At 67.3% G+C, this 21,345-nt stretch carries 19 protein-coding genes; 2 read left to right on the forward strand and 17 right to left on the reverse strand.

The window, feature by feature from the left end; all coding sequences use genetic code 11:
* Nucleotides 1–751 (forward strand): alpha/beta hydrolase (locus tag F3J18_RS23400; RefSeq protein WP_166914504.1); only part of this gene is annotated, 751 nt, incomplete at its 5' end.
* A gap of 106 nt (nt 752–857) precedes the next feature.
* On the opposite strand, the gene F3J18_RS23405 is transcribed toward F3J18_RS23400, so the two are convergent.
* Nucleotides 858–1,781, reverse strand: a complete 924-nt coding sequence (locus tag F3J18_RS23405; RefSeq protein ID WP_013697009.1) for a histone deacetylase family protein — start codon at nt 1,779–1,781, stop codon at nt 858–860.
* A 180-nt stretch (nt 1,782–1,961) separates the two neighbouring features.
* Here F3J18_RS23405 and mltB point away from each other — a divergent pair, with 180 nt between their 5' ends.
* Entirely contained in the window at nt 1,962–3,188 is a 1,227-nt protein-coding gene (gene mltB, locus F3J18_RS23410; protein ID WP_166914506.1) for a lytic murein transglycosylase B, read from the forward strand.
* 99 nt (nt 3,189–3,287) lie between these two features.
* Here mltB and cysM read toward each other — a convergent pair whose 3' ends face one another.
* The 16 genes from cysM to gyrA all read right to left on the reverse strand — a co-directional run bounded on the left by cysM (nt 3,288) and on the right by gyrA (nt 20,979).
* On the reverse strand, nt 3,288–4,190 hold the full coding sequence (cysM, locus tag F3J18_RS23415) for a cysteine synthase CysM (protein WP_020381247.1): 903 nt from the start codon (nt 4,188–4,190) through the stop codon (nt 3,288–3,290).
* Nucleotides 4,191–4,439: 249 nt separating this feature from the next.
* Nucleotides 4,440–4,781: a helix-hairpin-helix domain-containing protein gene (locus F3J18_RS23420; protein ID WP_046576596.1), complete on the reverse strand. Its 342-nt coding sequence runs from the start codon at nt 4,779–4,781 to the stop codon at nt 4,440–4,442.
* Nucleotides 4,782–4,856: 75 nt separating this feature from the next.
* Complete coding sequence (gene rfaD / locus F3J18_RS23425) at nt 4,857–5,849, reverse strand: ADP-glyceromanno-heptose 6-epimerase (RefSeq protein ID WP_013697005.1); 993 nt, start codon at nt 5,847–5,849, stop codon at nt 4,857–4,859.
* Between the two features lie 56 nt (nt 5,850–5,905).
* Nucleotides 5,906–6,883: a D-glycero-beta-D-manno-heptose-7-phosphate kinase gene (gene rfaE1, locus F3J18_RS23430; protein WP_052143028.1), complete on the reverse strand. Its 978-nt coding sequence runs from the start codon at nt 6,881–6,883 to the stop codon at nt 5,906–5,908.
* Nucleotides 6,852–8,252 carry a UDP-glucose/GDP-mannose dehydrogenase family protein gene (locus F3J18_RS23435; protein WP_166914508.1) on the reverse strand — a complete coding sequence of 467 codons (1,401 nt, stop codon included), beginning with the start codon at nt 8,250–8,252 and terminating at the stop codon, nt 6,852–6,854. The genes rfaE1 and F3J18_RS23435 overlap by 32 nt, the downstream gene beginning before the upstream one ends.
* 71 nt (nt 8,253–8,323) lie before the next feature.
* The gene (gene lapB / locus F3J18_RS23440; protein WP_025099019.1) at nt 8,324–9,496 is read right to left on the reverse strand and encodes a lipopolysaccharide assembly protein LapB; all 1,173 of its coding nucleotides are present in this window, start codon (nt 9,494–9,496) and stop codon (nt 8,324–8,326) included.
* Nucleotides 9,497–9,545: 49 nt separating this feature from the next.
* Nucleotides 9,546–9,839 carry a LapA family protein gene (locus F3J18_RS23445; RefSeq protein ID WP_013697001.1) on the reverse strand — a complete coding sequence of 98 codons (294 nt, stop codon included), beginning with the start codon at nt 9,837–9,839 and terminating at the stop codon, nt 9,546–9,548.
* A gap of 191 nt (nt 9,840–10,030) precedes the next feature.
* The gene (locus F3J18_RS23450) at nt 10,031–10,351 is read right to left on the reverse strand and encodes an integration host factor subunit beta (RefSeq protein WP_013697000.1); all 321 of its coding nucleotides are present in this window, start codon (nt 10,349–10,351) and stop codon (nt 10,031–10,033) included.
* A 22-nt stretch (nt 10,352–10,373) separates the two neighbouring features.
* Nucleotides 10,374–12,104, reverse strand: coding sequence for a 30S ribosomal protein S1 (gene rpsA, locus F3J18_RS23455; RefSeq protein ID WP_013696999.1), 1,731 nt, complete (start codon nt 12,102–12,104; stop codon nt 10,374–10,376).
* A 172-nt stretch (nt 12,105–12,276) separates the two neighbouring features.
* Nucleotides 12,277–12,966, reverse strand: coding sequence for a (d)CMP kinase (cmk, locus tag F3J18_RS23460; protein WP_166914510.1), 690 nt, complete (start codon nt 12,964–12,966; stop codon nt 12,277–12,279).
* A 13-nt stretch (nt 12,967–12,979) separates the two neighbouring features.
* Entirely contained in the window at nt 12,980–14,281 is a 1,302-nt protein-coding gene (aroA, locus tag F3J18_RS23465; RefSeq protein WP_145757446.1) for a 3-phosphoshikimate 1-carboxyvinyltransferase, read from the reverse strand.
* Between the two features lie 10 nt (nt 14,282–14,291).
* Nucleotides 14,292–15,218 (reverse strand): prephenate dehydrogenase/arogenate dehydrogenase family protein, encoded by a 927-nt coding sequence (locus F3J18_RS23470; RefSeq protein ID WP_166914512.1) that lies wholly within the window; start codon nt 15,216–15,218, stop codon nt 14,292–14,294.
* Between the two features lie 91 nt (nt 15,219–15,309).
* The gene (gene pheA, locus F3J18_RS23475; protein WP_025100612.1) at nt 15,310–16,392 is read right to left on the reverse strand and encodes a prephenate dehydratase; all 1,083 of its coding nucleotides are present in this window, start codon (nt 16,390–16,392) and stop codon (nt 15,310–15,312) included.
* Nucleotides 16,393–16,429: 37 nt separating this feature from the next.
* A complete protein-coding gene (gene serC, locus F3J18_RS23480; protein ID WP_166914514.1) occupies nt 16,430–17,512 on the reverse strand; it encodes a 3-phosphoserine/phosphohydroxythreonine transaminase in 1,083 nt (360 codons plus the stop codon).
* Nucleotides 17,513–17,672: 160 nt separating this feature from the next.
* Nucleotides 17,673–18,275, reverse strand: coding sequence for a DUF2059 domain-containing protein (locus F3J18_RS23485; RefSeq protein WP_025100610.1), 603 nt, complete (start codon nt 18,273–18,275; stop codon nt 17,673–17,675).
* An 88-nt stretch (nt 18,276–18,363) separates the two neighbouring features.
* Entirely contained in the window at nt 18,364–20,979 is a 2,616-nt protein-coding gene (gene gyrA, locus F3J18_RS23490; RefSeq protein ID WP_017918757.1) for a DNA gyrase subunit A, read from the reverse strand.
* Nucleotides 20,980–21,345 lie beyond the last annotated feature (366 nt).

A 21,345-nucleotide genomic window follows, 5' to 3' on the forward strand; every position in this document is an offset into this window, starting at 1 on the left:
CGTCGCCCTGCTCCACGGCCTGGCCGAGCACGCGCGCCGCTACGACGCGCTGGCCGCGCGGCTGGCGGCGGCCGGCATCGAGCTGGTGGCCATCGACCTGCGCGGCCACGGCTGCTCGCCGGGCCGGCGCACCTGGGTCGATCGCTTCGACCAATACCTCGACGACGCCGATGCCCTGGTGAGTTTCGCCAGACGCGAGGGCGTGCCGCTGTTCCTGATGGGCCACAGCATGGGCGGCGCGATCGCCGCGCTGTATGCGATCGAGCGCGCGCCGGCGCGCGGGCAGCCCTTCGCCGGATTGGTGCTGTCGAGCCCCGCGCTGGCGCCCGGCCGCGACGTGCCGCGCTGGATGCTGGCGGCCAGCCGCTTCATGAGCCGTGCCTGGCCGCGCTTTCCGGCCTTGAAGATCGATGCTGCCCTGCTCTCGCGCGACCCCGAGGTGGTGGCCGCCAACCGCGCCGATCCGCTGGTCCAGCACGGCGCCGTGCCCGCGCGCACCGGCGCGGAAATCCTGGTCGCGATGGAGCGCATCGCGCGCGGGCGCGCCTCGCTGGCGCTGCCGACGCTGATCTACCACGGCACCGCCGACAAGCTGACCGAACCGGAAGGCAGCCGCGAGTTCGGCGCGCAGGCCGGGCCGGCCGACAAGACCCTCACGCTTTACGAAGGCAACTACCACGAGACCATGAACGACCTCGAACGAGAGCGCGTGATCGGCGCGCTGATCGACTGGATCGTGGCACGCAGTTGAACTCGTAGAAGGAAATCGGGAAAGGCCGCGCCGACAACACGGCGGGCAGGCGTCGAGGAGACGCCGTCGCCGAGGCACACGCCGGCCGGCGGCGCGCCTCCGGCGCTCAGACGCCGGCCAGCACGCGCAGGTGCGCGACCACGCTGCGGCCCAGCGCCGACAGGTTGTAGCCGCCCTCGAGGCAGCTCACCACGCGCCCCTGCGCATGCTTGCGGGCGATCTCGCAGATCTGCGTGGTCAGCCATTCGTAGTCGGCCTCGACCAGGCCCATGCGGCCGAGATCGTCCTCGCGATGCGCGTCGAAGCCGGCCGACACGAACAGCATCTGCGGGCGGAACGCCTCCAGCCGCGGCAGCCACAGCATGTCCACCGTCTCGCGGATCGCCATGCCGCTGGTGCGCGCCGGCACCGGCACGTTGAGCATGTTCGGCGCCGGATGCTCGGTGCCCGAGAAGGGGAACAGCGGGTGCTGGAAGAAGCTGCACATCAGCACGCGCGGGTCGTTCGAGAAGGCGGCCTCGGTGCCGTTGCCGTGATGCACGTCGAAGTCGATCACGGCGACGCGTTCGAGCCCGTGCACGTCGAGCGCGTGACGCGCGGCGATCGCCACGTTGTTGAAGAAGCAAAAGCCCATCGCACGCGCCGGCTCGGCATGATGGCCGGGAGGGCGCACGCTGCAGAAGGCGTTGTCGTAGCGGCCCTCGAGCACCGCGTCGGTGGCCGCGATCGCGGCACCCGCGGCGCGCAGGGCGGCCTGCCAGGTATGGCGGTTCATCGAGGTATCGGGATCGAGCTCGCAGTAGCCTTCGGCCGGCACGTTCGACTTGATGTAGTCGATATGGGCCCGCGTGTGCACGCGCGCGAGGGCGGCCTCGCTGGCGAAGGGCGCGCTTTCGTGCTCGATCAGTTCGTCGATGCGGCTCGCGATCAGCTGATCCTGGATCGCCGACAGCCGCGACGGACATTCCGGATGCCATTCGCCCATCTCGTGCAGCAGGCAGTCGGGATGCGTGTAAAAGGCGGTTGCCATGACGTGTTTCGCGGCTCCGGCGCGTCCGGGCCGCGAGTCTCCTTCGATGATGATGACGCGTTTGGCCGCGTGCGAATCCGCCGCTAACTTACCACAGCGGCCGGCATGCCGAGCCGGGGCGCGGGATGCCTCAGTTATACTGGCCCGAACTCAACCGCGTCGTCCTCTCCCCCGGTTCCCATGACTTTCCGATCGTCCGCTGTCTCCTCCCCGCTTCGTTTCCGCTCACGTTTCCCGCTCACGAGCCTCGCGCTCGCGGCGGTGGTCGCGACGCTGGCCGCATGCGCGCAGACGCCGGCCGGCCCGCAAGCCTCGCAGGCAAGCCCGGCGATCGCGACCACGCCCGCCGCGGCCCCGGCGCCGGCCCAGCCGGCGGCTCCGCAGCCCCTGCCGGCTGCCGGCCTGTCGCCGTCCGAGGAACAGATCGTGCCGCGGCAGTACGCGAACAATCCCAAGGTCGATGCCTTCATCAACGAGGTCGCCGCGCGCGACGGCCTGGATCCGGCGCGCCTGCGCGCATTGTTCGCCACTGCGAACTATTCGGCCACCGCGGTCAAGCTGGTGCGCCCGGCGCCCTCGCCCTCGGTGAAGAACTGGCGCGTCTACCAGTCGCGCTTTCTCGACACGATCCGCATCAACGCCGGCGTGAAGTTCTGGCGTGCCAACCAGGCCACGCTGCAGCGCGCCTCGGCCGAGTTCGGCGTGCCGCCCGAGGTGATCGTCGGCATCATCGGCGTCGAGACCATCTACGGCCGCTACATGGGCAACTTCCCCGCGCTCGACGCGCTGACCACGCTCGCCTTCGACTATCCGGACACGCCGAACCGCGCCGACCGGCAGGCGACCTTCCGCAAGAACCTGGAGGACTTCCTGGTCTGGACGCGCGACAGCCAGATCGACCCGACCAGCGTGGTGGGTTCGTACACGGGCGCGATCGGCATTCCTCAGTTCCTGCCGAGCAGCATCCGCGCCTATGCGGTCGACTACGAGGGTAACGGCCATATCGACCTGCGCGCGAGCACCGCCGACGCGATCGGCAGCGTCGCCAACTACCTGAAGCAGCACGGCTGGCAGCCGGGCCGCCCGGTGGTCTGGGAGATCGCGCCCGATGCGGGCAGCCAGGGTGTCGCGCAGGCCGCGGCCGACGGCAAGCCCGAGCCGCACCTGAGCCTGTCGCAACTGACGCAGGCCGGCCTGGCGCTCGACGAGCCCTCGGTCGACGTGCGCGCCGAGGCCAGCACGCTCGTGACGGTGGTCGACCTGCCCAGCCCCAACCGCGCGACCGAGTACAAGCTGGGCCTGCAGAACTTCTACGTGCTGACTCGCTACAACCGCAGCTTCTTCTACGCCCTGGCGGTCTACCAGCTCGGCGAGCGCGTCAAGCAGAAGATGCTGGCCACGCAGTAGGCAAGATCCGCGATCGCCGATAAAAAAAGCGCTGCCTCTTCGGGGCAGCGCTTTTTTCATGGACGCGCCGCGCGGCGCGCTTCATCGCAACATCGGCGATCAGGCGGGGAACACACCCGTCGACAGGTAACGATCGCCACGATCGCAGACGATGAAGACGATGGTCGCGTTCTCGACCTGGCGCGCGATCCGCATCGCCACCTCGCAGGCACCGCCCGAGGAGATGCCGCAGAAGATGCCCTCGACGGCCGCGAGCTTGCGCGCCATCGCTTCCGAGGCGGCCTGGCTCACGTTCTCGACGCGGTCGACCCGGCTGCGGTCGAAGATCTTCGGCATGTAGGCCTCGGGCCACTTGCGGATGCCGGGGATGCGCGAGCCCTCCTCCGGCTGCGCGCCGACGATCTCGATACGCTCGCTCTTTTCCTTGAGGAACAGCGAGGTGCCCATGATGGTGCCGGTGGTGCCCATCGCCGACACGAAGTGCGTGATGCGGCCTTCGGTGTCGCGCCAGATCTCGGGGCCGGTGGTTTCGTAGTGCGCGAGCGGATTGTCGGGATTCGCGAACTGGTCGAGGATCACGCCCTTGCCTTCGCGCTGCATCTGGTCGGCCAGGTCGCGCGCGAACTCCATGCCGCCCTTGACCGGCGTCAGCATGATCTCGGCGCCATAGGCGGCCATGCTCTGGCGGCGCTCGACCGAGAGATCCTCGGGCATGATCAGCACCATCTTGTAGCCGCGGATCGCCGCGGCCATCGCCAGCGCGATGCCGGTATTGCCGCTGGTCGCCTCGATCAGCGTGTCGCCCGGCTTGATGCGCCCGCGCTCCTCGGCCTTGCGGATCATCGACAGCGCGGGCCGGTCCTTCACCGAGCCGGCCGGGTTGTTCCCTTCGAGCTTGGCCAGGATCACGTTGTTGCGAGCGCGAATCTCGTCGTCCGGCAGCCGGACGAGTTGCACGAGCGGCGTGTTGCCGATCGTGTCTTCGATAGTTTTGTAAGCCATGGACGTAATGTGATTGCGATGCCGGTGAATCCGTCGATTGTAATCCAGCGCCGATTCGACCGCGCGGGGCGGGATCGGCACGCGACGGCGCGCTGGTTCACGGCAGGCGCGAACCTCGGTCGGCATCACGCAAAAAACCCGCGGCAGGGCCGCGGGAAACCGTCGGGCCGCCGACGGCTGAAGGAGTCGTCAGGCATCGCCTGGCCGGGCGTGCCTCATGGGGCGTGCCTCATGGGGCGCGCCTGCGCCTCACTTGCCCGCGGCCTTGGCGGGCGCCGCCGCACCGCGTGCCGCCGCCGCGGGAGGAGCCGCGGCCGCCGCCGGTGCCTTGGCCGCGCCGACCGTCAGGCCCTCGGCCACCAGCCGCTCGACCGATTTCTCGCCGATGCCGCTCACGCGCCGCGCGAGATCGGCCGTGTCCTTGTACGGGCCATGCGCCTCGCGCTCCTCGACGATCGCGCGGGCCTTGGCCGGGCCGATGCCCTTGATGCCGCGCAGCGCCTCGTCGTTGGCCTGATTGACGTCGACTGCCGCCCACGCCTGCGCGAGCCCCGCGAACCACATCGCCACCACCAGAATCTTCTTCAGCATCCGGATCTCCCCATCAAGAAAAACGGCCGGCGGCTGCCGACCGTGAGACCCAGTCTAGGGATGATTCGGGCTGCTTTATAGCTGGCCGAACAGCCAGCGCACGTAACGGTCGACACCTTCCTGGACGGTCAGGAACGGCGCGTCGTAGCCGGCCGCGCGCAGCTTCGACTGGTCGGCCTGCGTGAAGCACTGGTACTTGCCGCGCAGCGCATCGGGGAACGGCACGTACTCGATCAGCCCCTGCGCGACCTGCTCGGCCAGCGTCAGCGGCGGCTGGCCGTCGAGCGCGCGCAGGGTGTTGACCACCGAGCTGGCGATGTCGTTGAAGGGCTGGGCGCGGCCCGTGCCGAGATTGAAGATGCCCGACTTCTCCGGATGATCGAAGAAGAACAGGTTGACCTTCACCACGTCCTCGACCGAGACGAAATCGCGCGTCTGCTCGCCGGCCGCGTAACCGTTGTACTCGCCGAACAGCTTGACCTTGCCCTCGGCGCGGAACTGGTTGAAGTTGTGGAACGCCACCGAGGCCATGCGGCCCTTGTGCGTCTCGCGCGGGCCATAGACGTTGAAGTAGCGGAAACCGGCGATCTGGCTCTTCGCGTCCGGCAGCACGCGGCGGATCACCTGGTCGAACAGGAACTTCGAATAGCCATAGACGTTGAGCGGCGCCTCCACCTCGCGTTCCTCGACGAAGCGCGTCGAGCCGCCGTAGATCGCCGCCGACGAGGCATAGAGGAACTGCGTGCCGTTCGCCAGGCAGGTGTCGAGCACCGCGCGGCTGTAGCGGAAGTTGTTGTCCATCATGTAGCGGCCGTCGGTTTCCATCGTGTCCGAACAGGCGCCTTCGTGGAACACCGCGCGCACCTTGCCGAAATCGCCGCGCTGGAAGCGCTCGACGAATTCGGTCTTGTCGAGATAGTCGTCAATCTCGCAATCGACCAGGTTCCTGAACTTGTCGGCGCGGCTCAGGTTGTCGACCGCGATGATGCGCGTCTCGCCGCGCTCGTTGAGCGCCTTGACGAGATTCGCGCCGATGAAGCCGGCTGCGCCGGTGACGATGAGGGTCATGATCGTCCTGCTGTCAGAAGATGTAAGTACGAAGCGGCGCGCATCGCGCGCGCCGCTCAGTTGAACAGTTCGCCATATTCGACGGTGGCCGTGCCGAGCTTGCCGACCACGATGCCGGCCGCGCGATTGGCCAGCATCACGGCCGCGTCGAGCGAGAGCCCCGCGCCGAGCATGGCCGCGACGGTGGCGATCACCGTGTCGCCCGCGCCGGACACGTCGAACACCTCGCGCGCGAGCGCCGGCACGTTCAGCTCGCCGGCATCGGAGAACAGCGTCATGCCCTCTTCCGAGCGCGTCAGCAGCAGCGCGTCGAGCGCCAGCGAGGCGCGCAGCTCGCGCACCCGCGCGCGCAGGTCGTCCTCGGAATGCCAGCCGCCCACCACTTCGCGCAGCTCGGCGCGGTTCGGCGTGATCAGCGAGGCGCCGCGGTAGCGCGCCCAATCGGCGCCCTTCGGGTCGACCAGCACCGGCAGGCCCGCCGCACGCGCCTTGGCGATCATGGTGGTGACATGCGTGAGGCCGCCCTTGGCGTAGTCGGACATCAGCACCACGCCGTGCGAGGGCAGCAGCGTGTCGAAGCGTGCCAGCCCCGCCAGCAGCACCTCGTGCTGGGGCGAGGCCTCGAAGTCGACGCGCAGCAACTGCTGCTGCTGGGCCAGCACGCGCAGCTTGATGGTGGTGGGCAGTTGCGCGTCGCGCTCGAGGTGGGTTTCCACGCCGCTCTCGCCGAGCAGGCCGACGATGCGCTCGCCCGGCTCGTCGGTGCCGACCACGCAGAGCAGGCCCGCGTTCGCGCCGAGCGTGACGATGTTGCGCGCCACGTTGGCCGCGCCGCCGAGCCGCTCTTCCTGCCGCTGCACGTGCACCACCGGCACCGGCGCCTCGGGCGAGATCCGGTTGACGTTGCCGAACCAGTAGCGGTCGAGCATCACGTCGCCGACCACGAGCACGCGCGATGCGGCGAGCCGCTCGCGCGGCACCGTCGCGACGCTGGCGGCGGCCTCAGCCGCGCGCGGAGGATTGGGCTGCGACATGCGGACGTCCGATAGCGTGGTAGTCGATCCCGAGTTCGGCCATCGTCTCGGGTTCGTAGAGATTGCGCCCGTCGAAGATCACCGGCGCGTTGAGCACCGACTTCAGATGCGCGAAGTCCGGACTCTTGAATTCCTTCCATTCGGTGACCACCACCAGCGCATCGGCGCCCGTGACGGCCTCTTCCTTGCTCGGCACGAAGGCCAGGCCCGCCTGCGCGGCGGCATCGTCGCCCAGGTCGAGCGCGAACACGCGGCGCGCCTCGTCGATCGCGACCGGATCGTAGGCGCGCACCGAAGCGCCGCGCGCCAGCAGCGAGGCGATCAGGGTTCGGCTCGGCGCCTCGCGCATGTCGTCGGTATTGGGCTTGAAGGCCAGGCCCCAGACAGCGAAGGTGCGCCCCGACAGATCGGTGCCGAAGCGCTGCTCGATCTTGGCCAGCAGCACGCTCTTCTGCGCGTGGTTGACGGCTTCGACCGCGTCGAGGATCCGCAGCGGCTGGCCGTTCTCGGCCGCGGTGCGGATCAGCGCCTGCACGTCCTTCGGGAAGCACGAGCCGCCGTAGCCGACGCCGGCATAGAGGAAGTGATAGCCGATGCGCGGATCGGAGCCGATGCCGCGGCGCACCGCCTCGATGTCGGCGCCCACGCGCTCGGCCAGGTTCGACATCTCGTTCATGAACGAGATGCGCGTGGCCAGCATCGCATTGGCGGCGTACTTGGTGAATTCGGCCGAGCGCACGTCCATGTAGATGGTGCGCTCGTGATTGCGGTTGAACGGCGCGTAGAGCTTCTTCATCTTCTCGCGCGCCACGTTGCCCACCTCGTCGTCGTCGACGCCGATCACGATGCGGTCGGGCCGCATGAAGTCCTCGACGGCCGCGCCTTCCTTCAGGAATTCCGGGTTCGAGACCACCGAGAAACGATGCGCGGAACTGTTGCCGAGCCCGCGCGCCGCGAGCGCCTCGGCCACCACGCCATGCACGCGCAGGGCGGTGCCGACCGGCACCGTCGACTTGTCGACGATCACCTTCGCCTCGGTCATGTGGCGGCCGATATTGCGAGCCGCCTCGAGCACGTATTGCAGGTCGGCCGAGCCGTCCTCGTCGGGCGGCGTGCCCACCGCGATGAACTGGATCTCGCCATGCGCGACGCTGGCCGCGACGTCGGTCGAGAACGTGATCCGGCCGGCCGCGCGCGTGCGCGCGATGATTTCCTTGAGGCCGGGTTCGTGGATCGGGATCCCGCCCTGGTTCAGGATCTCGATCTTGCGCGGATCGACGTCGAGACAGAACACGTCATGGCCGATCTCGGCGAGACAGGCGCCCGTGACGAGACCGACGTAGCCGGTGCCGATGATGGTGATTTTCATAGGTTTCCCGGTGATTCGTTCCGGAGGTTAAGCATGATTCTGCGCCGCATTCGTGACGGAGTGTGGTGCGCCTAGTTGGCGACGCCGGCCTCGACACGCCGCGGTGCGTAGGTCTCCCAGCCACTGCAGCCGGGGCACTGCCAGTAGAACAGGCGTGCGCGGAAACCGCAGTCGTGGCAGGTGTAGCGCGGCAGGTTCTTGGTCCGTTGCTTGACCAGCGCGCGCATCATCTCGAGTTCGCCGCGACGCGGCTCGTCGGCCGTGGCGATCTGCGCATCGAGCAGATGCAGCATGCCGGACAGGTTCGGCGCCTTCTGCATCTGGGTGCGCGCCAGCGTGTGCGCGGCATCGGCGCCGCGCAGCTCGGCCACGTACTGGAAAGCGACGTCGAGCAGATCATTCGAGGGATAACGATCGGCATAGTCGGTCAGCAGTTCGGCGCCTTCGGCCGCCTGCCCGCGCGCGATATAGGCCTTCATCAGCTTCTCGGCCACCAAGGGCAGGTAGGCGGCGTTCTGCTGCTCGACGCGACGCCAATGGGCGATCGCCGCCTGGTGATCGCCGGCGGCCTCGGCCGCCTCGCCCGACAGGATGGTGGCGCGCACGTTGTGCGGATTCACGGCCAGCGCGTCGCGCAACTGCTGGGCCGCTGCCGCGCCGTCCTTCCTGGCCAGCGCCTCGCCGGCCAGCTCGCAATGGAACTGCGCGATTTCGGTCGACAGCGAACTGCCGCTCATGGTCTCGATCTTGCGCGCCGTCTGGATCGACTTGTTCCAGTCCTTCTCGATGCCGTAGATGGTCAGCAGCGCGCGCTGCGCGCCGAGCGCGTAATCGCCGTCGGCGAGGCGGTGGAAGGATTCCTCGGCGCGATCGAGCAGCCCGGCCTTGAGGAAATCCTGGCCCAGCTCGTACAGCGCGTGATCGCGCTCGTTGACGGGCAGGTCGTCGCGGTTCAGCAGGTTCTGGTGGACGCGGATCGCGCGATCGGTTTCGCCGCGTCGGCGGAACAGGTTGCCGAGCGCGAAGTGCAGCTCGACCGTCTCGGGGTCGAGCTTGGCGACCTCGATGAAGGCATCGATGGCCTGGTCGGGTTGCTCGTTGAGCAGGAAGTTGAGGCCGCGGAAATACGAGCGCGGCAGGTTCGCATTCTCCGACAACAGCTTCTTGAGGTCGTAGCGGGACGCCGCCCAGCCGAAGGCGAACGCGACGGGGATGGCCAGCAGCCACCAGAAATCCAGATCCATGAGGTATCGAGGCTAGGTCGGGGCCGCGCGTGCGGCGGCCCGACGATCGTTAAATGACGGGAGGCATCGGCGGCTGGTCGACCACCACCGGGGTCTCGCGGGCCGAGCGCAGGTCGCGCTTGAGGCGGCCGTTCTCGAGACGCATGCGCAGCACGGCCGGCAGCGCCGAAAGCAGGCCGGCAATCAGGCCGACGCCGAAGAATGCCAGGCCGATCAGGATCAGCGGTGCCTGCCAGTTGTAGCCGGCGAGGAAGTTGAGCGTCGCGGTTTGCGTATTGGCCAGCGCCAGCACCAGCAGCAGCACGAACACCAGCACACGGATCAGCCAGACGACGAATTTCATGGAGCCCTCCTGTCAACTTGTTGCGCGTGCGTGCTCCCGCTGCGCCGCGCCTGAAGTGCCCGTATTGTAATGGAAGCGTTTCGCCAACCGCGCATCCGATCCGCGCAGGTGGCGGCAGGCATAAAAAAAGCGCCCGCTAGGGGCGCTTTTCACAGCCATGCCGGTTGGCAGGGCTTCGGGCAACGAGACGATCACTCGTCGTCGTCGCTGTCGTTCTTCAACGGTTCGCCGGCGCGGCCATCGACACGTTCGCGCAATTCCTTGCCGGGCTTGAAATGCGGTACGTACTTCTCGGGTACCTGCACCTTCTCGCCCGACTTCGGGTTGCGGCCCACGCGGGCCGGACGGCGGTTGAGACCGAAGCTGCCGAAGCCGCGAATTTCGATGCGATGCCCTTTGGACAAAGCGTCCGACATCGCATCGAGCATCGTTTTCACCGCGAAATCCGCATCCTTGAGGACAAGTTGCGGAAATCGCGTTGCCAACTGGGCGACCAACTCGGATTTGGTCATACTTCAGCAGACCTCGCGAGGCTTACTGGTTCTGGCCGTCGAGCTTTGCCTTCAGCAGAGCGCCGAGGTTCGTCGTGCCGGTGGCAGCCGAGCTGCTGTCGGATTGCAGACCGCGGATGGCTTCTTGCTGCTCAGCCGAATCCTTGGCCTTGATCGACAGGTTGATGCCGCGCGACTTGCGATCGATGTTGATCACCATCGCGTTGACCTTGTCGCCTTCCTTCAGCACGTTGCGTGCGTCTTCGACGCGATCCTGCGAGATTTCCGATGCGCGCAGGTAGCCTTCGACGTCGCCCGTCAGCGTGACGACGGCACCCTTCGCGTCGACCGTCTTCACGACGCCGTCGACGATCGAGCCCTTGTCGTTCATCGCGACGTAGTTGCTGAACGGATCGCCTTCCAGCTGCTTGATGCCCAGCGAGATGCGTTCCTTCTCGACATCGATGCCCAGCACGATGGCTTCGACTTCGTCGCCCTTCTTGTACTTGCGAACGGCTTCCTCGCCCGACTCGCTCCACGACAGGTCCGACAGGTGGACCAGGCCGTCGATGCCGCCCGGCAGACCGATGAACACGCCGAAGTCGGTGATCGACTTGATGGCGCCGGTGATCTTGTCGCCCTTCTTGAAGTTGCGGCTGAAGTCATCCCACGGGTTCGGCTTGCACTGCTTCATGCCGAGGCTGATACGACGACGGTCTTCGTCGATCTCGAGGACCATGACTTCGACTTCGTCGCCCAGCTGGACAACCTTCGAGGGTGCGACGTTCTTGTTGGTCCAGTCCATTTCCGACACGTGGACCAGGCCTTCGATGCCCGATTCCACTTCGACGAATGCGCCGTAGTCGGTGATGTTGGTGACCTTGCCGAACAGGCGCGTGCCCGACGGGTAACGGCGCGAGATGCCTTCCCACGGATCGTCGCCCAGTTGCTTGATGCCCAGCGAGACGCGGTTCTTTTCCTGGTCGAACTTGAGGATCTTGGCGGTGACTTCCTGGCCAACCGAGAGGACTTCGCTCGGGTGACGCACGCGACGCCATGCGATGTCGGTGATGTGCAGCAGGCCGTCGATGCCGCCGAGGTCGACGAATGCGCCGTAGTCGGTGATGTTCTTGACCACGCCGTTGACGATCGCGCCTTCCTTCAGCGTCTCGAGCAGCTTGGCGCGCTCTTCACCCTGGGTGGCTTCGATGACGGCGCGGCGCGACAGCACCACGTTGTTGCGCTTGCGATCGAGCTTGATGACGCGGAACTCGAGCGTCTTGCCTTCGTACGGCGTGGTGTCCTTGACCGGACGCGTATCGACCAGCGAACCCGGCAGGAAGGCACGGATGCCGTTGACCATCACGGTCATGCCGCCCTTCACCTTGCCCGTGATGGTGCCGGTGACGAGTTCGTTGTTGTCGAGTGCCTTTTCCAGCGACAGCCACGAAGCCAGGCGCTTCGCCTTGTCGCGCGACAGGATCGTGTCGCCATAGCCGTTTTCCAGCGCGTCGATCGCGACGGAAACGAAATCGCCCGACTGGACCTCAACCTCGCCCTGATCGTTCAGGAATTCCTCGATGGGAATGTAGGCCTCGGACTTGAGACCCGCGTTGACGACCACGAAGTTGTGGTCGACACGCACGACTTCGGCGGAGATCACTTCGCCGGCGCGCATGTCTTGACGGGTCAGCGACTCTTCGAACAGGGCCGCAAAGGATTCGGTATTCGGGGTGGAGGTTTGCAGGTCGGACATAAAAATCGGATTGTGCATGGTGCCGCGCCGTCTCTCTTGCCTGGGCCACCTGGCCTGGCTGGCGGTGCGATCGCCACACGGGGTTAAGGGTTGAAACACGCTTCGGGAACCGGCCCGCGCCGGACGCCTGAAGCACCTACTGCCACTGCATGCTGCGGGTACTGCCTGATTCGTTGCACCGCCGGCAGGTTCAGGCCGGCTGGCCCGAGGCTTCCCGGTACCAGGCCAGGACCTGCTCGACCGCTTGTTCGATCGTCAGGCCCGAGGTATCGAGCAGCTTCGCATCCTCCGCAGGCTTGAGCGGCGCGGCCGCGCGGTTGCTGTCTCGCGCGTCGCGCTCACGCAAATCCTGGAGCAAGTTGTCAATATTAGCAGAAAAACCTTTTTGCATCAATTGCTTATGCCGGCGCGCCGCGCGGGCCTCGACACTCGCCGTCAGGAACACCTTGAGGCCCGCGTCGGGGAAGATCACGGTGCCCATGTCGCGGCCGTCCGCGACCAGCCCCGGGGTCTTGCGGAAGGCCCGCTGGCGCGCCACCAGCGCGGCTCGCACGCCGCCGTGCACGGCGATCGCCGAGGCGCGGTTGCCGACCACCTCGGCACGGATCTGGTCGGAAACATCGACCCCGTCGAGCTGCGCGCAGCCCTCGCGGAAGGTGATGTGCAGGTCGTCGACCAGCTTCGCCAGCCCCGCCTCGTCGTCGGGCTCGATCCCGTAGCGCTGGCTCGCGAGCGCCGCGAGCCGGTACAGCGCGCCGCTGTCGAGCAGGTGGAAACCGAGGTGGGCCGCCACCAGCGCGGCGACGGTGCCCTTGCCGGAGGCGGTCGGGCCGTCGATCGTGATGACGGGGGTCGGATGGAATGGTCGGGTCGATTTCATCTGGACAAACGGCTCAGCGCCCGGCGAGCGCGGTGAAACGGTCGAAATAGTCGGGGAAGGTCTTGGCCACGCACTTCGGGTCGTTGATGCGCACCGGCACGCCGCCGAGGCTGACCAGCGAGAAGCACATCGCCATGCGGTGGTCGTCGTAGGTGTCGATCGCCGCGTTCGGCAGCAGTTGCGCGGGCGGCGTCACCACCAGGTAGTCGGCGCCCTCCTCCACGGTCGCGCCGACCTTGCGCAGCTCGGTCGCCATCGCGGCGATCCGGTCGGTTTCCTTGACGCGCCAGCTGGCGATGTTGCGCAGCGTGCTGGTGCCGTCGGCGAACAGCGCGGCGACCGCGATCGTCATCGCCGCGTCGGGGATCAGGTTGAAGTCCATGTCGATCGGCTCGAGCTTGCCGTGATCGTGGCCGATCCCGCGCACCTCGATCCAGTCGTCGCCCATCGAGACGTTCGCGCCCATGCGCATCAGCGCCGAGGCGAAACCGACGTCGCCCTGGATGCTGGCGCGGCCGACGCCCTCGACCCGCAGCGGGCCGCCGCCGAGCGCGCCGGCCGCCAGGAAGTAGGAAGCCGAGGAGGCATCGCCTTCCACCATGATCGAGCCCGGCGAACGGTAGCGCGTGGACGGCACCGTGAAACGCTGCCAGCCGTCGCGCTCGACCTGCACGCCGAAGCGCGCCATCAGCTTGATGGTGATCTCGATATAGGGCTTGGAGATCAGCTCGCCCTCCACCTCCAGCACGCTCGCGCCGCCCGGCTGGCCGACCAGCGGCAGCGCCATCAGCAACGCGGTCAGGAACTGGCTGGAGACATCGCCGCGCACCCGGATCGGGCCGTCGATCGCGATCGCGGCCGGGCGGATCCGCAGCGGCGGGAAACCTTCGTTCTGCTCGTAGTCGATCGCGGCGCCGATCTGGCGCAACCCGTCGACCAGATCGCCGATCGGCCGCTCGTGCATGCGCGGCACGCCGTGCACGCGGTAATCGCCGCCGTTCACGGCCAGCGCGGCCGTCAGCGGGCGCACCGCGGTGCCGGCATTGCCGAGGAACAGGTCGGCCGTCTTGGCGGGGAACGCGCCGCCGGCGCCCGTCACCACGCAGGTGTCGCCGTCGCGCGACAGCGTCACGCCCAGCGCGGCCAGCGCGGCCAGCATCACGCGCGTGTCGTCGGAGTCGAGCAGGTTGGTGATCGTCGTCACCCCCTCGGACAACGCGGCCAGCAGCAGCACGCGGTTCGAGATGCTCTTCGAGCCGGGCAGGCGCACCGTGCCCGAAGCCTGGGAATACGGACCGAGATCGAGGAATTCCATAATGATCCTGTTAAGACTGAACCGGGGCGGAGGCGGGCTTGCCGCCACGCTCCTGCCATGCCGTGCGCGCCGCGCGCGAACGGGCGAACACCGCCTCGAGCGCCGCGCCGTCGCCGGCCTCGATCGCCTCGCGCAGGCGTGCCAGCACGCGCGTGTAGGCGTCGAGCTCGTCGAGCAGCGCGCCGCGGTTGGCGACGCAGACATCGCGCCACATCTCGGGGCTGGAAGCCGCGATCCGCGTGAAATCGCGGAAGCCGCCGGCGGCGAACGAGAACTTCAGCTCCGCGTCGGCCTCGCCGAGGATCTGCTCGACCAGCGCGAACGAGAGCACGTGCGGCAGGTGGCTGACGGCGGCGAACACGCGGTCGTGCTGGGCCGGGTCCATGGTGCGCGTCACCGCGCCGGTGGCGCGCCACATCGCGTCGACCCGTTCGACCGAGGCGGCCGGGTTCTCGGGCAGCGCGCAGATCACCACGTTGCGGCCGACGTAGAGATCGGGCAGCGCGGCCTCGACGCCGCTCGATTCGCGCCCGGCGATCGGGTGGGCCGGCACGAACTGGGCGATCTTCTCGCCGAGCGCGGCGCGCGCGGCCGCCACCACGTCGGACTTGGTGCTGCCGGCGTCGGTGACGATGGTGGCGGAATCGAGCAGCGGCGCGATGCGCGCCAGCAGCGGCCCGGTCTGCGCGACCGGCACGGCCAGCAGCACCAGGTCGGCGCCATCGAGCGCGGCGCGCAGTTGCGCCTCGTCGTCGAGCGCGGCGATCGCGTCGACCACGCCCAGCTCGCGCGCGCGTTCGACCGAGGCCGGCGAACGGCCGACGCCGATCACGCGGCCGGCCTGCGCGGTGCCGCGCTCGCGCAGCGCGCGCGCCAGCGAGCCGCCGATCAGGCCGACGCCGAAAATCACCAGTTTGTTGAACGAAAAATCAGACACGGCAGTGGCCAGGTTAAACGCGCGAGCCGGAGCCCGCGCGGGGATGGACATAGCGATGCGGCGCCGGGCCGTGGCCGCGGCGCCCCGGGCTTCAGCGCGCGCGCGGATACGAACCGAGGATCTTCAGGAACGCGGCCTTGCCGCCGAGCTCCGTCAGGGCCGCCGCCACCGACGCGTCGTCGCGATGGCCCTCGATGTCGATATAGAAGTAATACTCCCAGGTGCCGACTCGCGCCGGCCGCGACTCGAAGCGCGTCATCGACACGCCGTGCCGCGCGAGCGGCTCGAGCAGCTTGAACACGGCGCCCGGCTCGTTCTTGACCGACACGATCAGCGAGGTCTGGTCGCAGCCGCTGGGCCCGGTCGGCGCGCGGCCGATGGTGACGAAGCGGGTGCGGTTGTGCGGATCGTCCTGGATCATCGAATAGGCGATCTGCAGGCCGTAATGGATCGCCGCGCGGTCGCCCGCGATCGCCGCCACGCTGGGATCGTCGGCGGCCAGGCGCGCCGCCTCGGCGTTGCTCGCCACCGCCTGGCGCTCAAGGTGCGGCGCGTTGGCGGCCAGCCAGCGCTGGCATTGCGCGAGCGACTGCGCATGCGCGCAGACGCGCTTCACGCCGTCGAGGCTGCCGCTTTGCGAGAGCAGGTTGTGGTGGATCGGCAGCGACAGCTCGCCGCCGATCAGCAACTGCGTGTGCAGCAGCAGGTCGAGCGTGCGCGAGACCGCGCCCTCGGCCGAATTCTCGACCGGCACGATGCCGAATTCCGAGGCGCCGGCCTCGACGCCGCGGAACACCTCGTCGATCGACGGGCAGGGCAGCCCCTCGATCGATTGCCCGAAGTATTCGAACATCGCCTGTTCGCTGTAGGTGCCGATCGGCCCGAGGAAGGACACGCGGATGGTCTTTTCCAGCGAGCGGCTGGCGGCCATGATCTCGCGCCAGATCGCATTGATGTGCTCGCCGACCAGCGGCCCCTCGCTCATCTCCTGCAGACGCGCGATCACCTGCTGCTCGCGCTCGGGGCGGAACACCGGTGCCTTGAATTCCTTCTTGACCTCGCCGACCTCGAGCGCCACTGCGGCGCGCTGGTTCAGCAGCGCGATCAGCTGCGTATCGATCGCGTCGATACGCTCGCGCAGGGGTTTGAGTCGGGAGTTGAGTTCGTCGTCCATGCTGAATAGCCGTGCTTGATGAGCGCGCCCGAAGCCGTCAGGCCTGGCCGCGCTCGAAATCCTTCATGTACTCGACGAGCGCCTTCACGCCCGCGAGCGGCACCGCGTTGTAGATCGACGCCCGCATGCCGCCGACGGACTTGTGGCCCTTCAGCTGCAGCAGCCCGCGCGCTTTCGCGCCGGCAAGGAAGTCTTCGTTGCGCGTTTCGTCGGCGAGGAAGAACGGCACGTTCATGCGCGAACGCGCGTTTTTCTCCACCTTGTTGAGATAGAAGCCGCTGGCGTCGATCGCGTCGTAGAGCAGCGCCGCCTTCTCGACGTTGCGCGCCTCGATCGCCTCCAGGCCGCCCTGCGCCTTCAGCCACTTGAACACCAGCCCGGCGATGTAGATCGCATAGGTGGGCGGCGTGTTGTACATCGAATTGTTGGCGGCCACCGTCTTCCATTCGAAGGCCGACGGGCAGATCGGCAGCGCGCGTTCGAGCAGGTCCTCGCGCACGATCACCAGCGTGACGCCCGCCATGCCGATGTTCTTCTGCGCGCCGCCGAACAGCGCGCCGTAGCGGCTGATGTCGAGCGGGCGCGACAGGATGTGCGAGGAGACATCCGCCACCAGCGGCACGCTGCCGGTGTCGGGGATGTCGAAGGTCTCGACGCCGTCGATGGTCTCGTTGGTGCACAGATGCACATAGGCCGGATCGGCCGACATCTGCCATTCGGAGAAGGCCGGCACGCGCGTGAACCCGTCCTCGGTTCGGCCGGTGGCGGCCAGGTGCGAAGTGCCGTACTTCTGCGCTTCCTTGAACGACTTCTGCGACCAGGAGCCGGTCACCACGAAGTCGACGTTCTGGCGCGTGCCGAGCAGGTTCATCGGCACGATCGCGTTCTCGGCGATGCCGCCGCCCTGCAGGAACAGCACGCGGTAGTTGTCCGGCACGGCCAGCAACTCGCGCAGGTCGGCCAGCGCGGTTTCATGGATCGAGGTGAACTCGCGGCCGCGATGGCTCATTTCCATCACGCTCATGCCGCTGCCGTTCCAGTCGAGCATCTCGTCGGCTGCCTGGCGCAGCACGTCCTCGGGCATGGCCGCGGGACCGGCGGAGAAATTGAAAACGCGCATCTTGGAACCTCGGGAGGGACGCGGCGCACCCGGAACCCGCCGGATGCCGCGCCAGAAAAGGAATGGCCGCTTGCGCTCGCGCGCAAACGGCCATTATCGCACCGACGTTGCCGCCCCGCCAAACCGGCGCGCTCGCGCCGGCGGGGGCAGGAACGCGTGCTTACTTGCCCGGCTTGACGGCCGCGACTTCCTTGTCGGCCTGGGCGCGGGTTGCCTGGATCGCTTGCGGCATGTACTTCTGCATCAGGCCGTTGACCACATCGCGGCCGACCTGGTCCTGCACCTGGATGAACTTGCGGCCCGTCGGGCTCTTGTAGAACGTCGTCAGGTCCTTGATTTCCGAGGTGCTGTAGTACTTGGCGTAAGCGTCGTACTGAGCCTGCATCGCGTCGTTCTTGAAACCTTGCGAATCGAACACCTTGCCGGCGCCGTCAACCAGCTTCTGCACCGAGTTCTTCTGCAGGCTCGGCACGGCCGCTTGCTTCTGCGCGTCCGTCAGCGTCTTGTTCTCCGACAGCGCGTCCGACAGGATCGCCGGCACGAGCTGCTTCGACTGCATTTCCGCGCTGTTGGCGATCGCGCCAACCAGCTTCGGTGCGTCGATGGCGTTCAGCAGGTCGCTGATCGCCGCCTTCTTGTCGGCGTCGATCGGCGCTGCTGCCACGGCCGAAGCAGCCGGCGCCTGGTTCGACAGCGACTGCGCCATGGCGAACGTCGGCACGATGGCTGCCAGCAGCACCAGTTGCTTGAATTGTTTTTGCATCATCACTCCCTCATGGAAATATGAACGATTTCTTGCACCGCCCGCCCCGGCCGCTCAGCGGCTCGGGTACGGGCGGCGGGCAGCCGCCTCAGGCGTCGCCGCCCTCCGATTCGGAGGCGTCGTCGGCGTCGATTTCGCTATCCGCATCCGCCTCGGCGATCTGCTGCAGGCCCGAAAGCCTGGTGCCCTCATCGAGACTGATGAGTGTAACACCTTGCGTAGCCCGTCCCATCTCGCGGATCTCCGAAACGCGCGTGCGGATCAGCACGCCCGCCGTGGTGATCAGCATGATCTCGCTTTCCGGCTCGACCAGGGTGGCGGCCACCACCTTGCCGTTGCGCTCGGAGGTCTGGATCGCGATCATGCCCTTCGTGCCGCGGCCGTGGCGCGTGTACTCGGTGATCGGGGTGCGCTTGCCGTAGCCGTTCTCGGTGGCGGTCAGCACCGACTGCTCCTCGCCGCCGGCCACCAGCATGGCGATCACCTGCTGGCCGTCCTCGAGCTGCATGCCGCGCACGCCGCGCGCCTCGCGGCCCATCGGGCGCACGTCGTTCTCGTCGAAGCGCACCGCCTTGCCCGAATCGGAGAACAGCATCACGTCGTGCTCGCCGTCGGTGATCGCCGCGCCGATCAGGAAATCGCCCTCGTCGAGGCCGACCGCGATGATGCCCTTCTTCAGCGGCCGGCTGAAGGCCTCGAGCGGGGTCTTCTTCACGGTGCCGAGCGAGGTGCCCATGAACACGTACTTGTCGGCCGAGAATTCCTTGACCGGCAGCACCACGTTGATCTTCTCGCCGTCCTGCAACGGGAACATGTTGACGATCGGCCGGCCGCGCGAGTTGCGCGAACCCTGCGGCACCTCGTAGACCTTGACCCAGTAGACACGGCCGCGGTTCGAGAAGCACAGGATGTAGTCGTGCGTGTTGGCGATGAAGAGCGTCTCGATCCAGTCGTCTTCCTTCATCTGCGTGGCCTGCTTGCCGCGCCCGCCGCGCTTCTGCGCCCGGTACTCGGACAGCGGCTGCGACTTCACGTAGCCGGCATGCGACATGGTCACCACCATGTCCTGCGGCGTGATCAGGTCCTCGGTGTTCAGCTCGGTGGCGTTCAGCTCGATGCGCGAACGGCGCGCGTCGCCGAACTCGCTCTTCACCGCCGTCAGCTCCTCGCCGATGATGGTGGTGATCCGCTCCGGGCGTGCCAGGATGTCGAGCAGGTCGGCGATCTGGGCCATCACCTCGCGGTACTCGCCGATGATCTTGTCCTGCTCGAGGCCGGTCAGGCGCTGCAGACGCATCTGCAGGATTTCCTGGGCCTGGGTCTCGGACAGGTTGTACTTGCCGTCGGCCTGCATCCCGAAGGCCGGGTTCAGCCCTTCCGGACGATAGGCCTCGCGCCCGCCCGCCGCGGCGTTCTCGGCCTCGGCGCGCGCCAGCATCTCGCGCACCAGCGACGAATCCCAGGAACGCGCCATCAGTTCCTGGCGCGCGATCGGCGGCGTCGGCGCGGCCTTGATCAGCTCGATGAAGTCGTCGATGTTGGCCAGCGCGACAGCCAGGCCTTCCAGCACGTGGCCGCGCTCGCGGGCCTTGCGCAGTTCATAGATGGTGCGCCGCGTCAGCACCTCGCGACGATGCGCGAGGAAGCATTCGAGCATCTCCTTCAGGTTCAGCAGCTTCGGCTGGCCGTCGACCAGCGCGACCATGTTCATGCCGAAGGTGTCCTGCAGCTGCGTCGACTTGTAGAGGTTGTTCAGCACCACCTCGGGCACTTCGCCGCGCTTGAGCTCGATCACCACGCGCATGCCGCTCTTGTCGGACTCGTCGCGGATGTCGGAGATGCCCTCGAGCTTCTTCTCGTTGACCAGCTCGGCGATGCGCTCCAGCAGCGAGCGCTTGTTCACCTGGTAGGGCAGCTCGTCGACGATGATCGCCATGCGCTGGCCGCGATCGATTTCCTCGAAGTGCGTGGTGGCGCGCATCACCACCCGGCCGCGGCCGGTGCGGTAGCCGTCGCGCACGCCGGCGACGCCGTAGATGATGCCGGCGGTCGGGAAATCGGGGGCGGGAATGATCTCGATCAGCTCGTCGATCGAGGCCTGCGGATTGGCGAGCAGGTGATGGCAGGCATCGACCACTTCCGACAGGTTGTGCGGCGGGATGTTGGTGGCCATGCCGACCGCGATGCCCGACGAACCGTTGATCAGCAGGTTCGGGATCCGCGCCGGCAGGATCAGCGGCTCGCTTTCGCTGCCGTCGTAGTTGGGCCCGAAGTCGACCGTTTCCTTGTCGATGTCGACCAGCAGCTCGTGGCCGATCTTCGCCATGCGGATTTCGGTGTAGCGCATCGCGGCGGCGTTGTCGCCGTCGACCGAACCGAAGTTGCCCTGGCCGTCGACCAGCATGTAGCGCAGCGAGAAATCCTGCGCCATCCGGACGATGGTGTCATAGACGGCGCTGTCGCCGTGCGGGTGGTACTTACCGATCACATCGCCGACGATACGCGCCGACTTCTTGTAGGCCCGGTTCCAGTCGTTGTTCAGTTCGTGCATCGCGAACAGCACGCGCCGATGCACGGGTTTCAGGCCGTCGCGGACATCCGGGAGGGCACGTCCGACGATCACGCTCATCGCGTAATCGAGATACGAACGGCGCATTTCCTCCTCTAGGGAGATGGGCAGGGTCTCTTTGGCGAATTGATCCATGTATCCGTATCGTTTCGGAGCGAAGACGGGACCGCCTTTCGCGTAAACGCCGTAGTCACGACGCAACGTGCGATTCTACCATGCGGCAAATCTGCCCCGACGCCCTTGCCCCCTCTATATAGATATGGCGATTTTTTGCCGCTGGACCGCCGCGCCGAGGCAGGACGCTGGGCGCGGCCGAATCATGCCCGTCGCGCACCAACATCGAGCCGATGCCGGGCACGCATTTCGCTGGCACAGCCCGACGCGATTTCGCCCGATCGACACACCCCTGCCATCGCCGCCGACCATCATCGACGGTTTTGCCAGAATCGCTCACACGCAACGGAACCGAGGATTGTGTCGAAAGCGTGTCGCCCCCTGCGG

Source organism: Burkholderia sp. Ax-1720 (assembly GCF_011753035.1).
Classification (GTDB): domain Bacteria; phylum Pseudomonadota; class Gammaproteobacteria; order Burkholderiales; family Burkholderiaceae; genus Burkholderia; species Burkholderia gladioli.